The organism is Methylocystis sp., assembly GCF_051061225.1.
Classification (GTDB): Bacteria; Pseudomonadota; Alphaproteobacteria; order Rhizobiales; family Beijerinckiaceae; genus Methylocystis.
This window is the reverse complement of the sequence record NZ_JBPFEB010000045.1, coordinates 155,025-171,384: the sequence shown is the minus strand read 5'-3', so window position 1 is coordinate 171,384 and position 16,360 is coordinate 155,025. Positions and strand designations below refer to the sequence as shown.

Annotated in this window: 14 protein-coding genes, 2 tRNA genes and 1 pseudogene; 8 read left to right on the top strand and 9 right to left on the bottom strand. The window is 60.9% G+C overall.

Annotated elements, in window-relative coordinates; genetic code table 11:
* Positions 1-125, top strand: a pseudogene (locus tag ACR652_RS09675) (IS5/IS1182 family transposase); the annotation flags it as partial.
* Positions 126-139: 14 nt separating this feature from the next.
* Here the strand turns inward: ACR652_RS09675 and ACR652_RS09670 are convergent.
* Positions 140-1,111 carry an AraC family transcriptional regulator ligand-binding domain-containing protein gene (locus tag ACR652_RS09670; protein ID WP_434506297.1) on the bottom strand — a complete coding sequence of 324 codons (972 nt, stop codon included), beginning with the start codon at positions 1,109-1,111 and terminating at the stop codon, positions 140-142.
* A 274-nt stretch (positions 1,112-1,385) separates the two neighbouring features.
* On the opposite strand from ACR652_RS09670, the gene ACR652_RS09665 reads away from it, so the two are divergent.
* Entirely contained in the window at positions 1,386-3,137 is a 1,752-nt protein-coding gene (locus ACR652_RS09665) for a sulfatase-like hydrolase/transferase (protein ID WP_434506296.1), read from the top strand.
* Between the two features lie 44 nt (positions 3,138-3,181).
* Positions 3,182-4,903 (top strand): outer membrane protein, encoded by a 1,722-nt coding sequence (locus tag ACR652_RS09660; RefSeq protein ID WP_434506295.1) that lies wholly within the window; start codon positions 3,182-3,184, stop codon positions 4,901-4,903.
* 1,127 nt (positions 4,904-6,030) lie between these two features.
* Here ACR652_RS09660 and ACR652_RS09655 read toward each other — a convergent pair.
* Complete coding sequence (locus ACR652_RS09655; RefSeq protein ID WP_434506294.1) at positions 6,031-6,453, bottom strand: hypothetical protein; 423 nt, start codon at positions 6,451-6,453, stop codon at positions 6,031-6,033.
* Positions 6,454-6,632: 179 nt separating this feature from the next.
* On the bottom strand, positions 6,633-7,721 hold the full coding sequence (locus tag ACR652_RS09650) for a transporter substrate-binding domain-containing protein (RefSeq protein WP_434506293.1): 1,089 nt from the start codon (positions 7,719-7,721) through the stop codon (positions 6,633-6,635).
* Between the two features lie 208 nt (positions 7,722-7,929).
* On the opposite strand from ACR652_RS09650, the gene ACR652_RS09645 reads away from it, so the two are divergent.
* Positions 7,930-8,544, top strand: a complete 615-nt coding sequence (locus ACR652_RS09645) for a hypothetical protein (protein ID WP_434506292.1) — start codon at positions 7,930-7,932, stop codon at positions 8,542-8,544.
* Positions 8,545-9,100: 556 nt separating this feature from the next.
* A complete protein-coding gene (locus tag ACR652_RS09640) occupies positions 9,101-11,047 on the top strand; it encodes an OprO/OprP family phosphate-selective porin (protein WP_434506291.1) in 1,947 nt (648 codons plus the stop codon).
* 171 nt (positions 11,048-11,218) lie between these two features.
* Here ACR652_RS09640 and ACR652_RS09635 read toward each other — a convergent pair whose 3' ends face one another.
* On the bottom strand, positions 11,219-11,737 hold the full coding sequence (locus ACR652_RS09635; RefSeq protein ID WP_434506290.1) for a lipocalin family protein: 519 nt from the start codon (positions 11,735-11,737) through the stop codon (positions 11,219-11,221).
* 386 nt (positions 11,738-12,123) lie between these two features.
* Between ACR652_RS09635 and ACR652_RS09630 the strand changes: the two genes are divergently transcribed.
* Positions 12,124-12,199, top strand: a tRNA-Asn gene (locus ACR652_RS09630).
* A gap of 169 nt (positions 12,200-12,368) precedes the next feature.
* Positions 12,369-12,611 (top strand): hypothetical protein, encoded by a 243-nt coding sequence (locus ACR652_RS09625; protein ID WP_434506289.1) that lies wholly within the window; start codon positions 12,369-12,371, stop codon positions 12,609-12,611.
* 160 nt (positions 12,612-12,771) lie between these two features.
* On the opposite strand, the gene ACR652_RS09620 is transcribed toward ACR652_RS09625, so the two are convergent.
* The 5 genes from ACR652_RS09620 to ACR652_RS09600 all read right to left on the bottom strand — a co-directional run bounded on the left by ACR652_RS09620 (position 12,772) and on the right by ACR652_RS09600 (position 15,828).
* A tRNA-Lys gene (locus ACR652_RS09620) sits at positions 12,772-12,847 on the bottom strand.
* Positions 12,848-12,978: 131 nt separating this feature from the next.
* Positions 12,979-13,218, bottom strand: a complete 240-nt coding sequence (locus ACR652_RS09615; RefSeq protein ID WP_434506288.1) for a DUF1467 family protein — start codon at positions 13,216-13,218, stop codon at positions 12,979-12,981.
* Between the two features lie 3 nt (positions 13,219-13,221).
* Positions 13,222-13,626, bottom strand: a complete 405-nt coding sequence (gene mce, locus ACR652_RS09610) for a methylmalonyl-CoA epimerase (protein WP_434506287.1) — start codon at positions 13,624-13,626, stop codon at positions 13,222-13,224.
* 71 nt (positions 13,627-13,697) lie between these two features.
* A complete protein-coding gene (locus ACR652_RS09605) occupies positions 13,698-14,999 on the bottom strand; it encodes a winged helix-turn-helix domain-containing protein (protein WP_434506286.1) in 1,302 nt (433 codons plus the stop codon).
* Positions 15,000-15,252: 253 nt separating this feature from the next.
* Entirely contained in the window at positions 15,253-15,828 is a 576-nt protein-coding gene (locus ACR652_RS09600; protein WP_434506285.1) for a hypothetical protein, read from the bottom strand.
* A gap of 134 nt (positions 15,829-15,962) precedes the next feature.
* Here ACR652_RS09600 and ACR652_RS09595 point away from each other — a divergent pair, with 134 nt between their 5' ends.
* Complete coding sequence (locus ACR652_RS09595; RefSeq protein WP_434506284.1) at positions 15,963-16,295, top strand: hypothetical protein; 333 nt, start codon at positions 15,963-15,965, stop codon at positions 16,293-16,295.
* Positions 16,296-16,360 lie beyond the last annotated feature (65 nt).

Here is a 16,360-nt window from a genome sequence, read left to right as displayed (position 1 = left end):
TCGAGAACCTCTTCGCCAAACTCAAGGACTGGCGGCGCATCGCCACACGCTACGACAGATGCGCCCACGCCTTCTTCTCGGCCATCTGCATCGCAGCAGCCGTCGCCTTCTATCTCAATCAATGAGTCCTGAGCCTAGGTTAGCCTCGTGAGAAAAATGCAGCTGGCGGTTTCCCATACCACCTCCTGAACGCGCGTATAAAATGGGCGGTGTCCGAATAGCCGAGCGCGAGGGCAACATCGGCAATCCTCAAGTTAGAATCGGCAAGAAGTTCGACCGCCCGCTGGCGCCGGCGTCGTTCCGTCAAATCCTCGAAGCTTGTCTCTAGCGCAGATAGACGGCGCTGCATGCTTCTGACCGAGAGACCCAACGTACGTGCGGCTGCAGGCAACGAAACCTTGCCACTCATCATCATGCCGTCAATGATTTTTTCACAGGAGTCGATAAGGCGCTCTCCGCGCAACTCGAAGGAGTTGATTTCCTGGGCGGCAATTTGAACACTTTCCCACCTCAACCCATTGCCGGACTGAAAGGAGCTGACGCGTTTGTCTAGCTCAGCTGCTGGAAAGCAGATGGCTGCGCCGTTTGGAGCGCCGAATACCACTGGCGCGCAGAAAAATTCTTCGAATGGCCGCACCTTCGAGGGTGGGCGATGGGGAAATTGAACCAGAGTCGGCGACCACCCAGGCCCCATCAGCCCTCGGATGCTCTGGACAAGAAAGGCAGCGACCCCCTCGTATAAAAATCCTGCAGCGTTGGGATCGCCGCCAGCGAGATGGTGACGCAAGAACGCTTCGTCTCCTCGGACGGATAAAACGGTCGTCGCGCCCGCCTCAAACGCGGGTAACGCCCGCGACAAATTCTGGATGCATTGTCGTAGCGTCAAGCCAGACGTCATGGCCAAACCAAGCAGGCCCAAGCGCCCAGGATCGGCTGCAGAAGCGCATGTGAGCGAAAAGGCGTCAACGCCGAGCAGCCTCGCTGAATAGTTGAATACCGCCAACGCCTGCGCGCGAGTGATGATTCCGTCGTTTAACGAGCGGTCAAGGCCAGCCCTTTGATAGGCGACCGCAAGGGGGCCCTCCCGTTGATCAAAGATTTGCGGGAGCATGTGAAGAATGCTTGCCCGAACCGGAGAGCCATGGGACATGTTGAGATCCGGATATCTGATTGATTATTAGGTAGATTTGCGCCGATCCCGGCGGAGGTTTGCTCGGGGGGCGCCTCGCCTTCGCCTCGAATCGAACAGTTTTGGCGCGAAATGGCAATACCTTAGCGCTTTCGAGAGGTAGAAAGGGGCGAAAACAGACCATGTCGGGCGGCGCTGGCGGGCTCAGCCCCCCTCGGCTTGCCGAGCCCGACTTCTAGACCCGACGGAGTCCCCAATGCCGACACGGCGAGATCTGCTTTCTTCCGCAACCGGCATGCTTGCCGCAGCATTGGCGCCGGCGGTCGGGGAAGCGGCGCAAAAGCAGAAATTATCGGCGCCGGCGGTTCATCGCCCGCGCTCCAAGCGGCCTAATATCCTCTTCATCTTCACAGATCAGGAACGCTATTTTTCTAAATGGCCACAGGGCCTCTCGCTCCCGGCCCATGAGGCTCTCCAAAGGCGTGGCGTCGCCTTCCACAATCATTATTGCCCCGCCACCATGTGCACATCGTCGCGAAGCGTGATGATGACCGGCCTCACGACGCCGAACAACGGCATGTTTGAAAACGTCGACGTACCCTATATAGGCAGCCTCTCGCCGCACATTCCGACCTACGGTCACATGCTTCGCAAAGCGGGCTATTACTCGGCCTACAAAGGCAAATGGCATCTTAACCGCAAGATCGACGCCGAGGAGCCAGATCGCCTATTCACGCATGAGATGGACAAATACGGGTTCTCGGATTTCTATGGACCCGGTGACATTATTGGGCACACGCTGGGCGGCTACCACTTCGATCATCTCATTTCAGGCAGCGCTGTCACATGGCTTCGCAGGCATGGACAGCCGCTGTCGGATGAGGGAAAGCCTTGGGCTTTGACTGTCAGCCTCGTCAATCCGCACGACGTGATGTATTTCGACACGGACGCGCCCGGCCAGTCCGTTCAGGATGGCGGATTTCTAATGATGCACGCTGCGCGCGCGCCCAATCACCCTCTCTACAAGGCGAGTTGGAACGTCCCTTTGCCGGAAACTCTGAATGAGCCACTCGATGCGCCCAGCCGCCCTGGAGCGCATGGCGAATTTTCGAATGTGTGGGATTATGTCCTGGGCCACATTCCGCCGGAAAAGGACCGTTGGCGCCGGTTTACAGATTATTATATCAACTGCATTCGCAGCGTCGATTCGCAACTCAGCGTCGTCTTGAACGAGTTGGACGCCCTCGGGCTCTCCGATAATACGATTATCATCTTCACCTCGGATCACGGCGAGGCCGCCGGGGCCCACGGTCTGCGCGGCAAAGGGCCTTTCGCCTACGAAGAGGCGATCCATCTGCCGCTCTACATCGTCCACCCGGACGTGGCGGGCGGGCAGGATTGCCGAGCACTGACAAGCCACATCGATCTTGCGCCCTCGCTTCTGTCGATGGCCGGCGTCGAAGCCGGGAAGCGTGCAGAGTTCGCGGGACGCCAGTTGCCTGGAGTTGACATATCCCTGGCGCTGTCGAATCCACGCGCCGCTAAAATGCACGAGGTGCGCGAGAGCGTACTCTTCACCTATAGCGGCCTCGGAACGAACGACCACGAGGTGTACCGCATCAATGCGGAGGCAAAAATTGCCGGTAAAAAGCCGGTGGTCGAGCTTTTGAAAGCCGGATACGCGCCCAACATGAAGAAGCGTGGGAGCCTGCGCACCGTCTTCGACGGACGCTACAAATTTTCGCGCTATTTTGCCCCTCTCGATCACAATAGTCCGAAGACGCTCGACGAGCTTTTCGACTGGAACGATGTCGAGCTTTTCGATCTCCAAACTGATCCCCGCGAGGTGAAGAACGTGGCGGCCGACCGGAAGGCGAACTCCGATCTGCTCATGACCATGAACGGTAAGCTTGAGGCGATCGTCAAAAAGGAAATCGGCGTGGATGATGGGCGTGAATTGCCGCATATCCCTACCGTCGACTGGACCATAACAAGAGTCGATCTGTAGAGATGACAGGCGGCTTATCAATTCAAGGGCTTGATCTTTTACCGATGACGACGCGCGCATGTCTGGCGGCTGCTTTGGCGATCGCGGCGATTCCGCCGGCGGGCGCCGCAGACCTTCCTTCTCGTAATCAACCTGCATCGCCGCCTCCGGCCTTCACCTGGACGGGCCTCTACGTGGGCTTCAATGGGGGATACGCGTGGACGGCGAGTGATCCAATCACGATTTCGACCGTCAATCTCTATGATTCATCGACCCTGAAATTCGGCGCGGCCTCGGCGGCGGGGGCGACGGGAACCGTCGCCGCGCGGCTCGATGGATTCTTTTTCGGCGGGCAACTTGGCTACAATTGGCAGTTCGCCGATCGTCTGATCGTGGGCGTCGAGGCGGATGTTCAGGGCCTCGGCGTTCGCGGCGGCCGCGGCCAGAATACGGTCTATCCCGCGCAACGCGATGGCGCGGCGGCGACGAGCATGAAGCTTGACCGCGATCTCGAATTTCTCGGCGCCGCGCGCGGTCGGCTCGGCTATGCGGTTACGCCGACCCTTATGGCTTATGTGACAGGTGGTCTGGCCTATGGCGGCGCCAATTTGTCGGGCGGCGTATCTCAGAATCTCAGTCCCGGTCTGCTGCTGTCGGACACGGTGCGCGGCGACCATTTCGGCATCCTCACCGGGTGGACGGTCGGCGGCGGCGCCGAAATGGCGCTGACGCGTAATCTCTCCGGCAAGCTCGAATATCTCTATTACGATCTCGGTCAACTCTGGCTCTCCAATCCCTCTCTGCATCATGACAATCTTGTAACCCAGGCGACCATTGTCGCCGACGCGACCTCTGCGCATACGCGCTACAACGGCCATATTCTTCGCGCGGGCCTCAACTACCGATTTGATTTCAGCAGTCCGGAGACAGCGGGTTCGGCGGCGACGCCGCTCTTCGCGTCGCCGAAATTCGCGCCCGTCGAACGCCCGCGCTTCGAGGACTGGAAGTTCATGGCGATGCCCTATCTCTGGACGCTCAACCTCAATGGGACAATGGCGCTGCGCGGCGAGACAGTGGACGTCAATGGGACATTCATCGACGCGCTCACCCGCAGTTCGAGTTTCCCGCTCGCCTTCATGGGTCGGGCGGAAGCGGAGAACGGACCGTTCTGGGCCTATGGCGATCTTGTCTGGGCGCAGATCCGTTTTGGCGGCTCCGCGCTCTCGCTGCGCTCGCCGGTCGCCGATCTCTCGGTCTCGGCGAGCGTCAGCGGCCGATTGAAGTCCACTTTCGCCATTGGCGAAGCAGGTTTCGGCTATGAGCTTGCACGTTGGAAGCTCGCGAGCGCGCCGGACTCCTTCACCGCGATCGACGCCTATACGGGCCTGCGCTACGTTAATATGAGCGCCCATCTCGACGCCGACGTGATCGCGGCCGCGACCGCGCCGCTTCTGGGCGTGTCGATCGTCGATGGCAAAAGCGTGCTCAGCTCGGGGACGCTGTGGTGGATGGACCCTGTCATCGGCCTGCGCATGCGTCACAGTTTCGCGCAGGGCAGCAAATTCGAGGCGCGCGCCGACATTGGCGGCTTCGGGGCGGGCAGCAAATTCAGCTGGCAGTTTTACGGGGGCTACAGCGCCGATTTCGACTATAGCGACACGCATTTCACCGCGCTTGTCGGCTATCGCGCCTTGGGGATGGATTTTGCAAAATATATCGAGGGCCGCGAAAATGGCGTGAATCAGGTGATTCATGGCCCAGTTACGGGTCTTGGCATGCGATTTTAATTGAGGAAATGCAGCCCGGGCGATCGCCATGGGTTCGCGTTGCGCATGTGCAGTCGATTTTCATTTTTCGTCTCTGAATGCGGTTTCCGAGAGAATGCTTCGTCGAAGGGACTGTATCGTGGGGCTGAGGCGCGCGCCCTGAATCAGCGCAGTGGGAAGGGCTTGGCAATCCAAGAGCCATGAAGGCCGGCTTGCTCCGCCGGTTGCCGCCCGGGCGCGCCGACTTGACGTTTCCGCATAAGCTCAAAGTCGGCCTTATGCGGCCATCCTGTTCTCGCGCGGCGCCGCCAAGACCCTCTCCAAAGCCGTCAAATCTATCGGCTTGACAAAATGGTGGTCGAACCCCGCCTCGACACGCTTCCTACGGTCCTCTGCGCGGCCCCATCCGCTCAACGCGGCCAGTTTCGTAGCCCGCCCAGTCACGAAAGGCGCTGCGAAAGCCGTCGACGGTCACGTCGTCAGCGCCCATGCGGCGCAAGAGCATTTCCAGCCTCCCGGCGCGCTGGCCAGGAGGAAATCTCACTCAAGCGCCCAAGAGATTATGACGCCAACGAGGGGACGCGGTTCAAGGTGTAATACACCAAGGCGCGCGGTTTCTGGGGCGAAGACGCCGCGCCCTTCGAGGCCCGGCTTGTTGATGGCAAGTAGGTAGTGGGTGAGATCGCCGTTGACGACAGCACCGACACGATGCGCGCCATGAAAGTGAGCGGAGCGAGTATCCGGGACATTGTCGACAGGCTCGGAAGGCGCTGCGCGAGGGCGTAACCGACCGCTGGTGTTCCTGTGGGCGTCTCGCGCGGCTGGCGTGGCCAGAGGGCAACCGGCGCGAGGTCTGGCGCTGCGATGATTGCGCCCCGACGGCGGGGAGAGTGTGACTATGCTCGATGAGCCGAAGGTTTTGGTCCCGTATGACAGGCGGGAAGCGATCAGCCTGCCCGTTGCCGCCGAACTTGCGGGACGGTCCGAGTCAACGGTCCAGACATGGTGTCAGACTTTTCTTGTCGGACGCAGGATTGCCGGCGGTCCCTGGCAGGTGAGCCGCCCGGCCAGCTGATGTTGCTCGACGGCAATAAGAGGGCGCAGAAGAAATACCTCGGCGGCGACCGCTCTAGCGACATGATTCTCGACTACTTCCATCGTGCAGGGGTCAAGCCATGAAGTATCCAGAGACCCGGAAGGAGCCGAGCCGTTTCGTCGACTCGCGCCGCCAGGAGGGTGGCTTGCTGAAAATGCAATTCACCGCGCCGAGGGTGGGTGAAGCATCGTTCGCCTCCTTCGCGACCTAGGACATCCTGGTTGCGCCAATGGGACGCGAGGAGGGAGCTTTCCCCGACAAGGCGATCGAGGAGCGCGTTGATCGCCGGGTCGTTCGGGTGGCGATTAAAGTCAGCCCGAAATTCCGCCACGAGTCGGCGGGCTCGATCAGCCCCGTCGCTTATCAGGCTTGGGGCAACGGGCGAAAGGAACACGAAGGTGAGGAGGTTGCGTTCCGCCGTGGTGTCGTCCAACCAGCCCGTGAAGAGATCAGTGGCGGCCGCGTTCGCAGACAAGGCCTAAGCTTCAGAGCGCCGACGCCACAAAGGCGAGAAACCTCTTCTCCAAACGCAAAGACTGGCGGCGCATCGCAACATTAAGATAGATGCGCGCGCCTTCTTCTCCGCGATCTGCAACGCTATCCCCGTCGCCTTCCATTCTAATGACCAGGCTGCTGATGCTTACACATCCAGACTCATTCTCCGAAGTATTTCTTCCTTAGCTCCTGGATGCGGCCCGTTTCCCAGGATTCCATAACTTCCTTCGAAAGCTTCACTCGAAGCGGGCTTCCCAGCTTCAAGCCGAAGCCGTATTTCTCATGCTTGATGATCTTTCCTACCGGAGCGACCGGCGTCTCCGGATGCTTATGCATGTAATAGGTCAAGGACGGTTCATCAGCCACGATCGCATCAACTTGGTTGTTAACCAACGCCGCTACCATGTCTTCGAGCGTGCTAAAATTTTGCCCTGGGAGGTTGGCCTGAGTAACGTACATGCTGGCGACGCTTTCCGCCATAGCCCCCACTTTCCTCCCTTTCAGGTCAGGGAGGTCCTGGATGTGGCTTTTCTCAAACCGCCAGATTCGCCGCTCCATTGAGTTGACGGTCATTATGCTGGTCACAGACGAGGTGATAAATGCTGTAATTCCGACGCCCACCACGAGCCAGATCGCGGAGATTACGCGCCCAAAACTCCCGAAAATCTGCTTATGGTTTGTCGATGACGTAGTGACAATGGATACGACGTGATAAAAGCTTTCGGCGAGCCCCTTCTTCCATTCTCTTGGAAAGTCGGGATCGAAACGACGGTCGACCGCGGTTAGAAGCACGGACGCGACCAAGACGCCAATGCCGATGAAAAGGTAAGACTTCAGGAAGCCGCTCTCATAGAGCTGCTCAAAAATTTGGACAACCCCGTTACCCGGCGGCTTGTGCATCATTATTTGCAGCCCGGCATCAAACCACGGCTGCGAGAAATCCATTTTCTCCATTCGTTCGCCGCTGATCGTCAGTTCAGTGACGCCGACGTCAGCCTTTCCAACGGCGATAGCGTTGAGGAATTCGGGGAATGTCCGCGCTTCATGGTACTCGTAAGTGAGACCGATCTTTTTGGCGCTCTCTTCCCAAAGCTCTATGGCTAAGCCTGTGTAGCCTTGCTCGGATTTCATGACAAAGGGCGGGCTTTCGAAGACAACCACCTGAGTTTTTGGTTGGGGAGCGGGACTGGCCAAGCTTGTGAGGCCGGCTCCAAGCATAAGCATCACAACCAGGAAAAGTCTGATCATTTCCAATCCGAGCTTAGCAGTGGGTAATGAAGTCGCGCCAAGGGTATGCCTTGGGTCCATTAAAGTTCAAGGAAGGTCTTGCCAAGAAGCAGGCTAGGCTCCGCGCTTGGTCGTGCCTGTCACTTTCGAGAATACGCAAGTTCAGCAAATTCCGCAGACGCCGCAATAGCGTTGTAGTGCGCCCGCCCGGCGAGTTCACGGTGAAGCTATGCTGAAGGCAGACCGATCCAGGATTGAAGGCAGAAGCCGAGTTCGATTCGTCGGGGTCGTCCGCATCCGAGCGCCCCGCGGGTTCTCTGACGCCATTCGTGAGGCGGCCGGAGCCGCGCACGTCAGCCAGAGCGAATTTATTCGTAGCGCCCTCGTAGAAAAGCTGGGGGTGTGCAGCGGCGTCCTGCCGGCCATGAATTCCTCAGCCGCGATCCGGGGAGGCGTCCGTGAACAGCTCGCAAGCCCGAATCCCATGCAGTCGATGATGATGGCCAATTCCCTTGGCGCGGCGCAGTCTCAGGCCAATACCCAGGCGGCTCAGCAGCAGCAGAAAATGAACATGGTCAATCAGAGCACCCCATATGGGTCTCTGAACTATGTTGCTGACCCGAGCTTTCCTGGAGGATACCGGGCAACGCAGACATTGACGCCTGAGATGCAGGCGCTGCTCGGCTCCAATACACAGATGGCGCAAGGTTCGTCCAACATCGGCAACGAGCTTCTCGCCAATTCCGGTTGCGCAATGTCGAAGCCATTGGATTTGTCCTATGACGTGAATGCACAACGCATTGCGGAGCTTGCGCGCACATTCGGGTCGCCTTGCCCCCTGTAGGTTCCTCTCATCAACAGAGCAGTTCCGGCTTTGGCTGGCGGCTATTATTACCGCTCCCGCGGCGGTTGCGGGCATGGCAGTCGGCGCGATGGTGGGGGCCGCCGCTAGCCAGCCGTACTATGGTTATGATTACGGCTATGCCTACCCCGTCTACGGCTACCGCTATCGCCACCATCATTACGGTTACGATGATTGATCTCAGGGGGCTGGGGCGCCTGGCGCGCCATCTCCGTGGCGGCAAGACGCAGCACGGGAAAGAGGCCGTTAGCTAGTCCGACGGCCTTCTTTTGTTACCGGAGGGTTTCGGCGAGTTAGAGGCGGGGTGTTTAGGCGCGTCCAGAAGGGATCAGCGACCGGCGCGAGATGTAATGGACCTGTTTGCCAAGGCGAACACATAGCCATCCCGGTTGGCGCCTGGAAAGGCGCGGCGCCCGTGCGCGCTTATGTGTTTCCTATTTATTTCCATACCCCGTACAAATCCCCGTTTTGCCGCAATCGATCCGACTATGACGGTTACGTGACAGATGATCTCGGCTCGATTCTGGAAGGCGCATGAATGATCAAAAAGCGATCAGCTTCAGCTATTAGCCTTTGCGCGGTTTTGGCGTCGTTTGCCGCGAATGCGACAGATGTGAACTCCATCGACGCCCGGCTGCGCGCGTTGGAAGCTGAGATCGCCAAGCTGCGCAAGGAAGCGAAGCAGGCCCGCGAGCAGGCCGCCGCCGCCTCCAACACCGCGCATGCGGCCACTAATATCGCGAACGCCGCCGTGGTGAAGGGCCGGGGCGATCCGAACGCGCCACCACCGCCGCCGCCGGTCTTCGTCAGCTTGAAGAGTGGGCTTCTGGTCGAGACCGAGGACAAGTCTTTCGCATTCAAGATCGGCGGCCGTCTGTTCGTAGATGGCGGGGGGACCATTGGATCACCAGGGAACGGCTGGCAGGGCAATGTCGGCTTTGGCCAAGCGCGACTGGAGGTTGAGGGCCAGATGAGGCCGTGGTTCTACAAGATGCAGTTTGATTTCGCCGGCGCCACGTTCCAGCCCTGGAATACAAATCTGCCGAACGCAAACACGCTGACAGGCCTGGCCTTCTGGACGAGAAACTACGTGACTGACCGTAATTTTCTCTGGCAGGGATGGCGTGACGCTTACCTTGGCCTGCAAGACCCGCGTCTGTCCGCGCCGTGGCTCGCCGAACCGGTATATTTCAAGATCGGCAGCCAATGGGAGTCTTTCAGTTTAGAGGCTATAAATTCTTCAAAATTCCGGGACTTGATCGAACGCCCACAGGCTGTTGAGGCGATCGCGCCTGCTCGCCACATCGGCGCCGCTTTTGGCTTGATCGGTAAAGACGCGTGGACCGCTCACTTCGGCATTTACTCGCTGAGCTTCCAGGATAACAACGTACGCCCGGTCAACACCTCTTCGGGCAACTACGGCGTCAATGTGCCGGCCTATAACGGATACGGAGTGAGAAACGCCAACTGGTATCAACCTTGGGGCGGCGGGGCATATTGGGAAACGACCGGCCGCGTGACCTGGGCGCCGATCTTGGACGAGCACCGGCTTGTTCATATCGGCGTGGCTGGGAGTTACCATCAGCCGAATAGCGCCACGGCCTATAGCGATGATCGCAATTCTGCGCCCGGCAACCGCCTCGGGTCTGAAGCCAACGTACTCGGAACGAATTTCCTTGGAACCCCGGATCTTTCGTGCGGTCGCTTCCCCCAGCCAGCTGTTTTCCAAACCGCTGGGATCGTTTGGAATCAGTATAACGCCGCCGGCAAGTGTATAAATAACATCGAGAAGCTCGACCTCGAAGCCGCCCTTTCCTACGGCAATCTCTTTGTCCAGGGGGAGTGGCTGGTCGCGAACTACAACCGCAACACGGCCGCGGCCGCTCAGTTTGCGCTGGCTCAGTTGAACCAAGCGGGCACGACCTCGCCTGCCCAGGGGCTATATCTGTCGCCTGGCAATTCGCGCTACGTGGCGAGCGGCGGCTATGTCCAGGGCGAGTGGTGGATTACTGGCGAAGAAAAAGCCCAGTCCTACGACATGAAGGACAGGAACGGCGTCACCTTCGCACAGTTGAAAATCAAGGACCCCTTCTCCAGGGGCGGATGGGGCGCCTGGGGTCTGGTAGGTCGCTGGAGCGTTCTCAACCTGAATAACGGGCCATTCTCCGGAGGAACCGCTGTCAACAACGCCCTGTTCGTCGCGAACAATGGTTTCGGCTTGTTCGGACCTTTGCCGGGTACGCCAGCGCAGATCGCCAATGCGACGCTTCTGCAGAACGCGATCGCAAATTCTGGCATTTACGGCGGCTACCAGCAGAATGTGACGGGCGGCGTCAACTGGTATCCGGACAATGGCGTCGCTTTCCAGTTCAACGCCACCCACGTGCTATCATTGAAGTCGCCGTTCAACCTCAACCCGCAGTCGACGTACGAAGGCGGCTCCCATCCGACATTCCTCGAGATGCGCGCCAAGGTCTATTTTTGACAAACGATGCAGTGCGCCTGCGCACAGACCTGTTCGTAACCCGCTTGTAGAGCAGCCCCCGCAGGGCTGATTGATCTCGGGGAGCTGGGGGCCCGCTGCGCCATCTCCCCTCCAGCAGCAAGGCGCAGCAGGAGATGAAGGCCGCCAGATCAACTGGCGGCCTTTTGCTGGTTAAGGCTGCTCAGTCCATCTCAATAGTTTCATATCGTAGCCCATTTCCCTGGCTCGCCCCTCAATACGCTTCAGCGTCGACTTGGAAGGATGGGCAGACCTCGAAAGGAGCCAAAGATACCGGCCGGAAGGCTCGCCCACGATGGACCAGCTGTAATCCGGGGCATGATCCAGAACCCAATAGTCTCCATAGAAGGGGCAAAAGAACGAAACCCTGAGCTTTGTATTATTGCTGCCGCCAACGACCTCCGCCCGGCCCTCTGCGATTTCTTCCTTGCCGCTCAGCCCGCCCTTCCTGCAGGAATTGAGCACTCGGATACTTCCATCTGTATTCAGGCTGTAATCAGCATGAGTGGCCGAGCAGCCCTCCTGAAAGGGAGCCGGGTAGCTACCGAGTTCATACCAGCGGCCGAGATAGCGATTTAGCTCGACGGACGTGGCAGGCTGGGGGGCGAACGTATTTCCTACTTGCACGGTCTCGAAGAGGCTGAACCCTGAACACAAAAGAAACGCGGCCATAAGCAGGGCCGACTTCACTTGACGAGCGTGTCTCATTCAGGGGCATTTCTTCAGCAGGTGCGTGTCGAGCGCGCGGAGAGGGAGCGTTGCGGCGGGCCGCGAACGGCGAAAAGAAGGTCGTCAATTTCTCTATCAACGCAAACTCCCTTTTTCCGAGATGCCAAAAGTCGCCGTTTATCGCGCAATGGCTGCCACACCGGGTCCCGGCCTCGTCGCTGCCCCGCGCTTTGCGATGTTGGTGGAGGTGGCCATTTTAGCCGGTTCCGGCAATGGGCGCGCGGCGGGCGCGCAGACGGCTAGCCGAGTCCAATTTCACGGCGCCGCTCTCAATCCTGCGCCTGGCCTGGCAGAAAAAAGCGCACCTTGTATAGCCCTGCGGCCGACATTTCCCGATAGCTCAGCTGGTAGAGCACGCGACTGTTAATCGCCAGGTCGTAGGTTCGAGTCCTGCTCGGGGAGCCATTCACACGTCTGGGTGCCGCCGCCAGCCCCAACGTGGCTCGATACCGTAGGTGCGAGGGTGACGAAAGTCGGCGCGCGCCCCCTTTCTTGTGCTGCTGCGCACATGCAGCCCCCACGGCCACGTGTAGCCTCCTCTCATCGACGAAGAAGATCAGCTTTTGGGAACGTCATGACTAACATCCGCGAATTTATGATGGCCTCAGCCCTCGCCACGGCTCTTGTCTTGAGTATGTCTGCGACGCCCGCCTCGGCTTCTGATGTTGGCCCGGCACAAGGGATGGCTGTCGGCAGCGTCGTCGGCACAGCTCTAAACCAGGCTTATGGATACGATTACGGCTATACCCAGCCGTATTACGGCCAGTCGAACGGCAACGCTCCGACGAATGAATATGGATATGACGGCGACCGTTGAAAACGAGCCCACCCTTGCGCTGCTCTTCTCGTCGGTCATTCTGCGGACAAGGGCATGCCGGGAACTGTGAAGCAGGCCCGCCATTTCCCCGGCGGGTCGGCTATGGGTCCGCTCGGAAAGAGTGGCTTCCGAGTAACTCCACGAAGTCCTTGATTTCAGTTGGTGAGCGCGCTGGGACTCGAACCCAGGACCCCCTGATTAAAAGTCAGATGCTCTACCGACTGAGCTACGCGCTCGATCCAGCCCGCGTCTGTCGATGCGCGGCTCAGGCGGGCGGGTCGGTCCGTTCGCCTCGGCCGCGGATGCGGATCGCGTTCAACTACCCATCCCCGCCGGGGCGGTCAACCCCCGGCCAGACCGGATTCGATCATCTCGCGATATAATTGGCGCCCAGAGCCACGAAGCCGAAGATCACCGCGGCGATCACCGTGGTCAGCGCCGCCTTCCGGCCGAGCTGCGGCGCCACCGGAGCGCCCGGATCGGTCCCTTCCGGCCGCTCCTCGCCCGCCTCCTCGGCCGAGCGAACCCCGAGCGGCAAAACGGCGAAGAGCACGATCCACCAGATGGTCACATAAATCGCCAGGGCGAGCGGGAGCGGGAAGGGCATGGGTCAGGCCTGTTCCAGTTCGACGAGGGTGCCGCAGAAGTCCTTGGGGTGCAGGAAGAGCACCGGCTTGCCATGGGCGCCGATCCTGGGCTCGCCGTCGCCGAGAACGCGCGCGCCGGTCGAGGTCAACTGGTCGCGCGCCGCGATGATGTCGTCGACCTCGTAACACACATGGTGAATGCCGCCCGAAGGATTCTTGGCCACGAAACCGGCGATGGGCGAGTCGTCCCCATAAGGCTCGAGAAGCTCGATCTTCGTGTTGGGAAGCTCGACAAAGACGACCGTCACGCCATGCTCGGAGAGCGACTCCGGCTCGGAAACTTTCGCGCCCAGCGCGCCGCGATAGACAGCCGACGCCTTTTCGACGCTTGCGACCGCGATGGCGACGTGGTTCAGACGACCAATCATATATCAATTCCCCTGCTGTCGCGGCTGTTCCGCGTTTCAGACAGGGGGATTAAGGCCATAACCCCGCAATTTCAACCGGCCGCTCCGGTCCCTCGCGAGAGACCGTCGATCTCGCCCCGCACCGGCTCGAGCTGAGGATCGTAGGGCGCGAAGGCCAACCATGGGCAGCCGTCCGCCGCGCCCTGGCGCAGCGTCGCAACCGCCTCCTCTTTCCGGCCCAGCGCAAGCTGCGCTCCCGCGTGGAAGCTGGACGGAGGCGCGACGCCGTCGTCCAGGCAGGCGGCCGTCAGCGTCGCATCCGCTTCCTCCAAACGCCCGGCCCTCGCGAGCACATAGGCGAGCACCGCCAGCAGAATCGGGTGCCCGGGGATCATGGACAGGCCGCGGCGGGCGTTGCCTTCGGCCTCGGCGTGTCGGTCGGAGAGGCTCGCCGACAAGGCGGAAATGCTGTGCAGCCCCGCCGCGTCGGGCCTGATCGCGAGGCCGTCCTCGGCGCGCTTCGCACTCCCGTCGATGTCGCCCGCGCAGAAAGCCAGCCAGGCGCGCATCGACAGAAGCCACCGGTGATGGGGTTCGGCGCATAACGCGGTCTCCATCTCTTCGATCGCCTCGTCGAGCCGGGAGAGCCGCGCGAGGGCCCAGCTGCGATGCGCGCGCGCCTTTCCGTAAGAGGGATCTTTCGCGACCGCCCGGTCGAGCATCTCCAGGCCGTCTTCCGGGCGCGCATGCAGCGTCGCCCGCGCCCAGCCGAGGACAGACAGGGCCGCGGGAAAATCCGGTGACAGCGTCAGCGCGCGACCCGCGTCGCGCTCGATCATCTGCGCGGCGTCGGCGGGCCTCAGATATCCGAAGGTGACGCGGCTCGCGGCGATATCGGCGGAGAGCGACCAGATCGCCGGAGACGAATCGTCCCGCGCGCCAGCCGCCTGAACCGCCTCCTGCGCGCGGGCGAAGCCGTCGCGGGTCAGTCTGCCGGCGAGCTCATAGGCCGTTTGCCAGAGTTCGAGGACGCGGTTGTCAATCTCGCTTCTCGCGAGGCGGCTGTCCTCCGCTGCGGGATCGACCACCTCCACCCTGGCGCGCAGGGACAGGCCTCTGCCATAGGCCGTCGCGATGAGATCGCCGAAGCCGGCCTCTCTGAGGGGTTTGCGCAGGAGATAGGCGCAGCGGTCGATCGAGTCGTCGGAAGGCGGCCGACCGGGCCAGAGACGCTCCCCGATCTCCGCCTTGGAGACGACCGCGCCCCTTGATTCGAGCAGCAGCTCCAAAAGCTGGCGGGCCTGAGGCCCTACCGGGATATGGACCCCATCTTTCCGAAGCCCCCCGTGCGGGCTGTATTCAAAGCCTGCAAATCTCCAGACAAAACCGTTCATCGGCCCCTCCGGGGGCGCACAATGAGCATTCCTGTCCGACTACGCAAGGCCTTATAATAACAATAAAATTTTGGCTCTGGCTTTGCGAGATTCTCGCTTTGGCGTCACCGCCCGCCCCGCTTGAAAAAAAACGCCGGGCGTACCTCCGGCCCGGCGTTCTTCGGCGTCCGAGCGAAGAAACGCCGCCGACGCCGACCGATTGGATAGGTGCCAAAGGTAACGACTGAATGACACTCTCGCGGCCCGCCTGCGGTCACTTTCCTTTGGCGCTCTCGTCCTTGCCCCACAGGAGAAGCATGAGCGCCAGCGCGGCGGCGGCCGCGAGCAGGAGCCAGGGCGCCCGAACCGAGTAGATGCGCCCGACGGAGAAGGGGAAGCGCGACACCCAATGTTCGCCGTTGGGGCCGTCGAGCGTGACGATGCCGACGAAATCCCCGGCTACCGGGAAGATATGCTGGAAGCTCAGCGTTCCGGCGGGATAGCGCCTCGGCGGCAGATAGGCGACCGTCTCCGCCTGCAGTCTGGCGGCGTCCGCCTCGTCGTCCTCGTCCCGCCCGCCCGGGTCGCGGATGATCCGGAAGTCCGCCGACATCTCGCGCATTTCGGGCTGGCCGTAATCCAGAACGAAAATCGCCGCCCCGGTGGCGGGGATGTCGCCGCAGAACCTGCGGTGGGACTCGGCCGGGAGATAGGCGGTGAAATACATCAGGTCGGGGCCGGCCTTCACGATGCAGGCGTTCGCGAGGCGACGCAGGTCCCCTCGCGCCTCGGCGGGCGGGGCGGCGGCGAACAGGACGATCATGCACAAGGCTGCGAGAGCGCGGCGCATCTGAGCTCTCCGGGGTTTCCGGCGGTCTGTCGATAATTGTGCGGCCGGACCGCGCGGCTTCAAGGGGGGCGGTTCACCTTGGCGGGATCAGACGATAGACTGGCGGCAAAATTTCTTTCTCGAAAGGGAGCCCTATGCGCCGCCTGATCGCCGCGCTGCTGCTGACCGCCGCCCCGGCCGCGGCGGCGGAGCTCAACGACTACCCGACCGCCGCCCGCGCCGATTATGTGTTCGGCTGCATGAAGGCCAATGGCGACACAAGACTGGCGCTCGATCACTGCGCCTGCTCCATCGACGTGATCGCGAGCATTTTGCCCTATGAGTCCTATATCGCCGCCGAGACGGTGGCGAGCGTCAACCAGCAGGCCGGGCAGATCGGCTCCATGATGCGCAACACCGGCGCCGCCCGCGACGTGCTGGACACGCTGCGCCGCGCCCAGGCCGAGGCGCAGGTGCGCTGCTTCTAGACCGCCCCCGGCTTCCGCCCCGGGCCTGCGCCCGTGCTATAGGAGCTCCAACGCTCCAGCTCGGG

Bases quoted from the DNA above. Each gene is read 5' to 3' on its own strand.
- ACR652_RS09625 (WP_434506289.1), top strand. From the start codon at position 12,369: ATGACTAACATCCGCGAATTTATGATGGCCTCAGCCCTCGCCACGGCT.
- mce (WP_434506287.1), bottom strand. From the start codon at position 13,626: ATGATTGGTCGTCTGAACCACGTCGCCATCGCGGTCGCAAGCGTCGAA.
- ACR652_RS09650 (WP_434506293.1), bottom strand. From the start codon at position 7,721: ATGATCAGACTTTTCCTGGTTGTGATGCTTATGCTTGGAGCCGGCCTC.
- ACR652_RS09640 (WP_434506291.1), top strand. From the start codon at position 9,101: ATGATCAAAAAGCGATCAGCTTCAGCTATTAGCCTTTGCGCGGTTTTG.
- ACR652_RS09595 (WP_434506284.1), top strand. From the start codon at position 15,963: ATGCGCCGCCTGATCGCCGCGCTGCTGCTGACCGCCGCCCCGGCCGCG.
- ACR652_RS09635 (WP_434506290.1), bottom strand. From the start codon at position 11,737: ATGGCCGCGTTTCTTTTGTGTTCAGGGTTCAGCCTCTTCGAGACCGTG.
- ACR652_RS09670 (WP_434506297.1), bottom strand. From the start codon at position 1,111: ATGCTCCCGCAAATCTTTGATCAACGGGAGGGCCCCCTTGCGGTCGCC.
- ACR652_RS09660 (WP_434506295.1), top strand. From the start codon at position 3,182: ATGACGACGCGCGCATGTCTGGCGGCTGCTTTGGCGATCGCGGCGATT.
- ACR652_RS09605 (WP_434506286.1), bottom strand. From the start codon at position 14,999: ATGAACGGTTTTGTCTGGAGATTTGCAGGCTTTGAATACAGCCCGCAC.
- ACR652_RS09615 (WP_434506288.1), bottom strand. From the start codon at position 13,218: ATGCCCTTCCCGCTCCCGCTCGCCCTGGCGATTTATGTGACCATCTGG.
- ACR652_RS09600 (WP_434506285.1), bottom strand. From the start codon at position 15,828: ATGCGCCGCGCTCTCGCAGCCTTGTGCATGATCGTCCTGTTCGCCGCC.
- ACR652_RS09665 (WP_434506296.1), top strand. From the start codon at position 1,386: ATGCCGACACGGCGAGATCTGCTTTCTTCCGCAACCGGCATGCTTGCC.
- ACR652_RS09645 (WP_434506292.1), top strand. From the start codon at position 7,930: ATGCTGAAGGCAGACCGATCCAGGATTGAAGGCAGAAGCCGAGTTCGA.